This window comes from Mycobacterium sp. NGS51 (assembly GCF_059812525.1).
In genome coordinates this window covers 158,386-166,483 of the sequence record NZ_JCALCV010000012.1, presented here as the reverse complement: position 1 = coordinate 166,483, position 8,098 = coordinate 158,386, and the positions used below count along the sequence as shown (strand labels likewise).

General features: G+C 65.6%; 8 protein-coding genes. 3 read left to right on the top strand and 5 right to left on the bottom strand.

The features are described 5' to 3' along the window. Positions 1-12: 12 nt before the first annotated feature. Positions 13-1,503: an HNH endonuclease signature motif containing protein gene (locus tag AC5Y5W_RS16270; protein WP_500011232.1), complete on the top strand. Its 1,491-nt coding sequence runs from the start codon at positions 13-15 to the stop codon at positions 1,501-1,503. Positions 1,504-1,562: 59 nt separating this feature from the next. On the opposite strand, the gene AC5Y5W_RS16265 is transcribed toward AC5Y5W_RS16270, so the two are convergent. From AC5Y5W_RS16265 to AC5Y5W_RS16250, 4 genes are all read right to left on the bottom strand, one after another. Beyond that, entirely contained in the window at positions 1,563-2,297 is a 735-nt protein-coding gene (locus tag AC5Y5W_RS16265; RefSeq protein ID WP_500011213.1) for a hypothetical protein, read from the bottom strand. Next, positions 2,297-2,671, bottom strand: a complete 375-nt coding sequence (locus tag AC5Y5W_RS16260) for a hypothetical protein (protein WP_500011211.1) — start codon at positions 2,669-2,671, stop codon at positions 2,297-2,299. Before AC5Y5W_RS16260 ends, AC5Y5W_RS16265 begins: the two co-directional genes overlap by 1 nt. Positions 2,672-2,870: 199 nt before the next feature. Continuing rightward, complete coding sequence (locus AC5Y5W_RS16255) at positions 2,871-4,007, bottom strand: putative alpha/beta hydrolase (RefSeq protein ID WP_500011209.1); 1,137 nt, start codon at positions 4,005-4,007, stop codon at positions 2,871-2,873. Continuing rightward, a complete protein-coding gene (locus AC5Y5W_RS16250; RefSeq protein WP_500011207.1) occupies positions 4,007-4,339 on the bottom strand; it encodes a DUF2563 family protein in 333 nt (110 codons plus the stop codon). The genes AC5Y5W_RS16255 and AC5Y5W_RS16250 overlap by 1 nt, the downstream gene beginning before the upstream one ends. Positions 4,340-4,546: 207 nt before the next feature. Between AC5Y5W_RS16250 and lon the strand changes: the two genes are divergently transcribed. After that, positions 4,547-6,859, top strand: coding sequence for an endopeptidase La (gene lon, locus AC5Y5W_RS16245; RefSeq protein ID WP_500011205.1), 2,313 nt, complete (start codon positions 4,547-4,549; stop codon positions 6,857-6,859). A gap of 11 nt (positions 6,860-6,870) precedes the next feature. Then, positions 6,871-7,251 carry a nitroreductase family deazaflavin-dependent oxidoreductase gene (locus AC5Y5W_RS16240; RefSeq protein ID WP_500011203.1) on the top strand — a complete coding sequence of 127 codons (381 nt, stop codon included), beginning with the start codon at positions 6,871-6,873 and terminating at the stop codon, positions 7,249-7,251. A 20-nt stretch (positions 7,252-7,271) separates the two neighbouring features. Here AC5Y5W_RS16240 and AC5Y5W_RS16235 read toward each other — a convergent pair whose 3' ends face one another. Continuing rightward, on the bottom strand, positions 7,272-8,018 hold the full coding sequence (locus AC5Y5W_RS16235) for a CHAP domain-containing protein (RefSeq protein WP_500011201.1): 747 nt from the start codon (positions 8,016-8,018) through the stop codon (positions 7,272-7,274). Positions 8,019-8,098 lie beyond the last annotated feature (80 nt).

The following is an 8,098-nucleotide window of genomic DNA, read 5'->3' as shown; positions in this document are numbered from 1 at the left end:
GAGGCGGCGCGGTTGGAGGTGATCGCGCGGTTTGATGAGCTGTTTGAGCGGCGCCATCCCTCGACCACACCGGAGTCGACGGCCCTGGTGGACCGGATCTGCGCGTCGGCGCGGGCGGAGAATCAGGCGGCCGCTGCGCAGCTGGCCGCAATTGGGGAGCTGTTCGGCTATCGGTTATCGCGGTGTTCCAACACCGAAGAATGGGCCATCGATACCGAAGAGGCGGTGACCGCCGAGGTGGCCGCGGCGCTGCGCATCAGTCAGGGGTTGGCGGGAAGCCGGTTGCGGTATGCGCGGGCCATGCGCGAGCGGCTGCCGAAGCTGGCAGCGGTCTTTAAGGCCGGTGATATCGACTATCGGGCGTTTCAGACGATCGTGTTTCGCACCGATTTGATCACCGATCGCGACGTGTTGGCGACGGTGGATGGGCAACTTGCCGTCAACGTGCCGCGCTGGCCGTCGATGACGCAGGGGCGACTCGCCGGGCAGATCGACAAGATTGTGGGCCGTGCCGACGCGGATGCTGTCCGGCGGCGCAAAGAACGCCAGGGTGGTCGAGAGATTTCGATCGGCGACGGCGACGGAGGTATCTCGGAGATCTATGGCAAGCTACTGACCCCGGACGCGCGGGCTCTCGACAAACAACTGGATGCACTTGCTGCCACGGTCTGTGAGCACGATCCGCGTACCCGCGATCAGCGCCGCGCTGACGCGTTGGGTGCACTCGCCGCGCACGCTGATCGACTCGGCTGCCGCTGCGGGCGCCCCGATTGTGTCGCCGGAAAGCAGTCTGCTGCAACGCCTGTCGTGATCCACGTGATCGCCGAGCAGGCCACGCTCGACGGCAGCGGCTCAGCGGTGGCTTCGCAGGTCGGTGCCGATGGGCTCATCCCGGCTGAACTGGTGGCTGAGCTGGCCAAAACGGCCACGCTGGTGTCGCTGGTTCACCCGGGCGATGCTCCGCCCGAACCGGGATATGTGCCCTCGAAGGCGCTGGCGGATTTTGTGCGCTGCCGGGATTTGACGTGTCGCTGGCCGGGCTGTGACCGGCCGGCAGTCGACTGCGACCTGGACCATACGATCCCGCACGCCGATGGCGGGCCGACGCATGCGTCGAACCTCAAATGTTATTGCCGCACTCATCATTTGGTGAAGACTTTCTGGGGCTGGCGCGAGCAGCAGTTGCCCGACGGCACGCTGATTTTGACGTCGCCCGCTGGCCACACCTATGTCACCACTCCGGGCAGTGCGCTGCTGTTTCCCAGCTTGTGCCACTCCACCGGCGGCGTCCCGGCCATCGAGGCCGATCTTCCGGATGACTATTGCGGCGAGCGGACGGCGATGATGCCCAAACGCCGCCGCACCCGCGCCCAAAACCGCGCCCACCGCATCGCCGCCGAACGCCGAGCGAACCACGACGCACGCACAGCACGGCGGGGCGAGCGCATGAGCTACTTCGGACTGCCCCCACCCGATCCAGACGACGAACCGCCACCGTTCTGAGGGAAGTCCACGGCACCCCGGCACTGACTGCGCCTGCCGATTCGAACCATTCGAGGCGGTCAAACGCCAGCCGTTGAACGGCCTCGAAGGATCTGCTCAATCCGGTCCAACAATTTGCTCGGATCGTCGTGGGTGGCATCTTTCCAGGCCACGAGTGCGTCGAGGAGGTTATTCGGCTGAACGCTCAGCTGCAGGCCCAACACCAAAGTTCTGGGCGTGTCGCTGCTCAATTCCGCGGGCAGGTAGGCAATCTCGACTTGCAACGACTGGGCGCCGCTCACCGCATTCGGGACCATCTTGGCCGTGATCGAATCGACACGCGCACGCGGGATTTCGGTCAGCTCATCCTTGGGCCCGGCCAAACGCACGGCTAATGCCGACGGCGTAATGCGCAGGACGCATCGCAGCCACATACGGACGGCCGAATACGTGAATAGCGGCGTCAGAATCAGCAGGACGATGCCGGTAATCCGAAGCCACACTGGATTTCCGGGCGCGGACCCCGCCGCAATGGATGCGACTCCCAACAGAGGAAGCAGAACATTCAAGACGTAAGCATTTCCCTCGTACCAGGGAATGTAGCGGCAGATGATCTCGTTCGGCGTCCGGGTGACGGCCGGCCGAAAGATCCGGCGCCTGCCGAGAATGATGACGAGCGCTCCGCATAGCACCGCCACAGACCAGTACCATTGCAGCCCCGCCCGTATGGCCACCAACGTCAACAAGCAGAGCACGACGGCGAAGCTGTACCGCAGCGCCCGCCCCCAACGGCCTTTGGCCCCGCTACCTGGCATCAGCGACCGTCTTGCGCTTTGGTTACCGGGGCGCTGCGGTGCTGGTCCGCGGATGTTGGACCTGTCGCCGCACCCATCTGGACAGATAGCCAGATATGCGCCCGGTCAACCGGTGAATCCTGCAGCGCGGTCACCGTCAATTGCGCGATCAGCGTCTCCTGTTCCGCTGAGATAATCCGGGATCGCGACACACTATCGATGGTGCCCAACTCATCAGCGATCTGGGTAAAAAGTGCCCCTGCGACACCGGGACCGTCAGTGGCTGCAGCTAGTTCACGGTGCAGTTCGCGGCATCCCGGGACGGAGTGAAGCTGCTGTTCTGTCAGCATCGTGAACACGTCGCCCGCTTCCAGCGCCCGCTCGACGCGATGCATCGTCAACACTGCATTAGCGCAGAACTCATCCCTGCGGGGGTCGTCGCTACAGACCCATACCCGCATACCGAGGACGGAATTGAAAAGGTCCCAGTCCGGGGGCACCCCCACCTCCACCACATACCCGGCAAACCTATCGACCGGGAACGCCGCGAGGCTGTGTTGCTCCAGGAACTCCTCGAGTCGCATCGTCCACGCCCTACCCGAATCCAAATACCTTTGCCACGCTGTGCGCGGCGCTGCTCACGGCATGCGTGGCTGGCTCCCAAGCCGCTTCGACCACCTTGGATCCACCCAAAGCGACGAACGCCCCGACACCCGCGCCAACCACCAGACCAACCGCCGTACCCGCCCCCGGAACTACCGAACCCGCCAACGCACCAGCTGCCATGTCCCCAGCAATAGCGCCGGCCACGAGCCCGAGACCGGTTCCCGCACCTTCGCGGGTAACAGCCTCTGCGACCGAGTTGCCGTCATGGATGTCGGACATGACAGCGGGTACCGCGCTGGCCGCAGCAACCACCCCGCCCATGCGGGACAATCCCTTCAGCTCGAAGCCGCCGATCTTGGGATCCTCGAGCCACCTCAACAACCCTGGGTCGACCTTGCCGGGCCCAGTGCCGGGGGACTCCGCGATCAGCTTGAGCGCCGCTGAACGTACCCCGTCTGCGGTACCACCTGACACCCCGCCGGCAGCCGCGATCAGCACGTCGCTCTTCGTCGGGGTCAGCCCGGGTGTCTCGCCGGCCTCGTTCGCCCCATCCTCATAGGCTTTCACGATCGCCATCGTCGGCTGGGCCGACGTCATGGTGGCCACATAGCCATTACGAACACCCTGGACCTCGCCCAGAGTGCTCTGCACTGCCTCGACGGCCGCGTTGTGAAGAGCCTGACTGTCCTGCTCAGCTGCCTTGGCGGCGGTAATCGCATCGTCGATTTCGTGCAACTTGACATCCAGAGCGGCGATGTCAGCGTCGCTGGTCCGTTGGGCCGTGGCGAGTCCTGCAGCCACTGTCTCCAAATCCAGTGCGATCTTGGCGAGTTGGGGCTGCTGCAGTTGCAATGCCGTGGTGGCGCGGGTGACTTCGGCCGACTCGTTGATCGGGTGCTCAGTCCCATTGTGCTTCCAGCCCTTCTCGAAACGCTGCTTGGCCGACTGGAAGTCGCTTTCGACCTCGGTGGCAGAACCCGCCGCAGCATGGAACGCGTCCGCATGGCCATTGATCGCGCCGGGGTCGCCCGCCTGCAGTTCGTCGTTCATCTTCCACGGATCCCCGCCGGCCCCAGCAATCAAATCACCGACCGATAGGTTGATCAGACCCAAGGGTGGAGGCATTAGAGCGTGTCGAAACCGGCTTCGGCGGTTCGGAAGGTGTCGGCGGTCGAAGCATCCCGTGCGGTGAATTCATGTGCTGCGGAATGGCTTTCGCCGCTAATGTCGGTCAGCGCGCGGTGATGGCCGTGCAACTGCACGACGTGGCCCCGGTGTGCCGTCGAGACCGCCTCATGAAATTCGTGGGCTTCGGCGAAGTCGCCGAACATCCCCACCGCCGGTTCCTTCCCGGCAAGCTTGCCCGCCGCAGCCAATGCTGTCTGGGCGGCATCGTTACACCGGTCCGCACCGGCATGTAGATGCGCCGTATCGACTTCCATACTCCGCCCGGCCATGGACCGTTTCCCTCTCGTCGCAAACCTGGATAGCAGCTTACCGGCGTCAGGTCTGTGAACTTGCAGGGAAATCGCAGCGGGCCAACAACAGCTCGAGGGATGCACACACGCCCGACGGCGACGACGAACCGCCACCGTTTTGACGCGTCCGGGAACAAACCCCGTCTCACCTGGGTTGAGCGCATCAGGCTTAACTTTGGAGGATTGATGGCTGAAGCCAAAACAGTGCCGGTCTTATTCGTCAGCGACCCGATCGTGCTGCCGGGGATGGTGGTGCCCGTCGCGCTCGACGAGGCCGCTCGGACGGCCGTCGACGCGGCCCGGGCCAGCGAATCGGGCGAGCTGCTGATCGCGCCGCGGCTCGACGACCGCTACCCCTCCTACGGGGTACTGGCGTCGATCCTGCAGGTCGGGCGCATCGCCGGGGGCGGCACCGCCGCAGTGGTGCGCGGCGAGCAACGGGCCCACATCGGCGCCGGGGCCGCCGGACCGGGTGCGGCGCTGTGGGTCGAGGTGACCGAGGTTGCCGAGCCCGAACCCGATGACGAGACGCGTGCTCTGGCCGCCGAGTACAAGAAGCTGCTGCTGGCGATGCTGCAGCGTCGCGAGGCTTGGGAAATCGTGGACATGGTCAACCGGCTGACCGACGCGTCGGCGCTGGCGGACACGGCTGGTTACGCGTCGTATCTGACCGAGGTGCAGAAGCGTCAGCTGCTGGAGACCGAAGACGTCGCCGAGCGGTTGCGACTGCTGATCGATTGGACCGGCGATCACCTCGCCGAGGTCGAGGTCAACGACAAGATCGCCGAGGACGTGCGGTCCGGCATGGAAAAGCAGCAGAAGGAGTTTCTGTTGCGCCAGCAGCTGGCCGCGATTCGCAAGGAGCTCGGTGAAGGCGAACCCGACGGTTCCGATGACTATCGGGCTCGTGTCGAGGCCGCCGAGCTGCCCGACAGAGTGCGCGAAGCCGCGCTCCGTGAGGTCGGCAAGCTGGAACGCGCCAGCGAGCAAAGCCCCGAGGGCGGCTGGATCCGGACCTGGCTGGACACCGTGCTCGAGCTCCCGTGGAACACCACGACCGAAGACTCCACCGACCTCAAGGCCGCCCGCCAGATCCTGGATAACGACCACCACGGCCTGGACGACGTCAAGGACCGCATCGTCGAATATCTGGCGGTGCGGGCCCGTCGCGCCCAACGTGGGTTGCACGTTGTCGGTGGCCGCGGCTCCGGTGCGGTAATGGTGCTGGCCGGGCCGCCCGGCGTCGGCAAAACCTCGCTGGGCGAGAGCGTCGCCCGTGCTCTGGGCCGCAAGTTCGTCCGGGTCGCGCTGGGCGGGGTGCGCGACGAGGCCGAGATCCGCGGCCACCGGCGCACCTACGTCGGCGCGCTGCCCGGCCGCATCGTGCGCGCCATCGGCGAAGCCGGCTCGATGAACCCCGTCGTGCTGCTCGACGAGATCGACAAGGTCGGCTCGGATTACCGCGGTGACCCGTCGGCCGCGTTACTTGAGGTGCTTGACCCGGCTCAGAACCACACCTTCCGCGACCACTACCTGGATTTGGATCTGGACCTGTCCGACGTGGTGTTCCTGGCGACGGCCAACGTCATCGAGAACATCCCGTCGGCGCTGCTCGACCGCATGGAATTGGTGCAGATCGATGGCTACACCGAGGACGACAAGGTGGCCATCGCCCGCGACTTCCTGCTCCCCCGCCAGCGTGACCGTGCCGGGCTGACCACCGACGAGGTCAGCGTCACCGAGGCGGCGCTGCGCAAGATCGCCGCCGACTACACCCGGGAGCCCGGTGTGCGGCAGTTCGAACGGCTGCTGGCTAAGGCGCTGCGCAAGGTCACCACCAAGATCGAGCAGGACCCTGTGACCATCGACGAGCCGGACCTGGTTGGATACCTGGGCCGGCCGCGGTTCACCCCGGAGTCGGCCGAACGCACCGCGGTGCCGGGCGTGGCAACCGGATTGGCGGTCACCGGGTTGGGCGGCGATGTGCTCTACATCGAGGCCGGCGCCAACGAGGGTGAGCCGGGCCTGCAGCTGACCGGTCAACTCGGTGACGTGATGAAGGAGTCGGCGCAAATCGCGCTGTCGTACGTGCGCTCACACGCCACGGAGCTGGGTGTCGATCCTGCGGCGTTGGACCGGCGCATTCACGTGCACGTGCCCGCCGGGGCGGTGCCCAAGGACGGCCCGTCGGCCGGCGTGACGATGGTGACCGCGCTGGTGTCGATGGCCACCGGCCGGCAGGTGCGCGCCGATGTCGGGATGACTGGCGAGGTGACGCTGAACGGCCGGGTGCTGCCGATCGGCGGTGTCAAGCAAAAGCTGCTCGCTGCCCAGCGCGCGGGTCTGTCGACAGTGTTCATCCCGCAGCGCAACGAGCCGGACCTCGACGACGTGCCCGCCGAGGTGCTCGACGCCCTGGACGTCAAGCCGATGACCGGCGTCGCCGAAATCGTCGCGCACGCGCTGGAACCGGCCGAGAAGGTGACTGCCGCGGCGTAACGTTCGCGGACGTGAGCAACCTCAAGCGGCGCATCGTCCACACTGCCCAGCGCCTCGTGGTCAACCCGGTTGGCCGGCAACTGCCGGTGACGATGCTGGAAACCACTGGCCGAAAGACCGGTCAGCCGCGACGCACCGCCGTCGGCGGCCGGGTGATCGACAACCAGTTCTGGATGGTGTCCGAACACGGCGACCGTTCCCATTACGTGCTGAACATCAAGGCCGACCCCGCGGTGCGGGTGCGCGTGCACGGCCGCTGGCGCAGCGGAACTGCACACCTGCTGCCCGATGACGACCCGATCGAGCGGCTGCGTGGCCTGCCCGGCCTCAACAGCGCTGTCGTCCGGCTGATGGGTAGCGACCTGCTGACCATCCGGGTGGACCTGGACTGACGTGGCCTAACGGCACCCTGTCACGGCGCCAGGATGTACGACATCCCGGGCACGTCCTTGGCATCACGGGTCCACCAGTGAAATGGACCGCCGTGTTGCGCATTGTTCATCTCGGTGAGGTTGATGTAGAGGCCGTCGGGCCGTCGCGACGTTGAATTGACCCAGGCCACATGGCCAGTTACGGGATCGGCACCTTCCACGCCCGGCTGAAACACAACGATCGACCGCGGCTGCGCCTCACCGACGACTGTCCACCCTGCGGCGCTTGCAGAGTTCGCCCAGTCTTTGGCGTCGCCATGCACATCGGGGTACCCGCCGGTGGCATCGTGCCATTTCTGCATGGCACCGTCGGTGCATTGGCCCGGCGTAGCGGCGTTGGAAGGCTGCGTTTTGCCCGTCGCGCGACCATCAACCGATGAAGGTGGCGGGGGCTGATCGCTGCATGCTCCGGTGACTGTGTTCCGGGCGCCGGTCTGGATATCGACATCGGCGACGAAATGATTGTCGGATACCCGGTACCAAAGATTGTCCCAGCCGCCATTCGGGATGTTGGAACTGAAGTACCCTTTCACGGCTTCCCCGCGCTGAAAGCACTCGAGTGTCAACGTGTCGTGCTTGTGGTACCAACCATCCTGTTGCGAATTTCGGCTGGGCTCAGACATGCGCTGGGTTTTCGCCATGACAACGGCGGTCGGATCCGCGTGCGCGGGCGCTGCGAACACCACGGGCTGCAGGCCACTGCCGCTGAGCAGCGCCGTGATCGCCAATCTGGCCAAGCGGCTGCGATGGGTAATCATCCCCGTCCCCCATTACCCGTGGTCGTGCCGAAGAACTGATGGCGCAAATT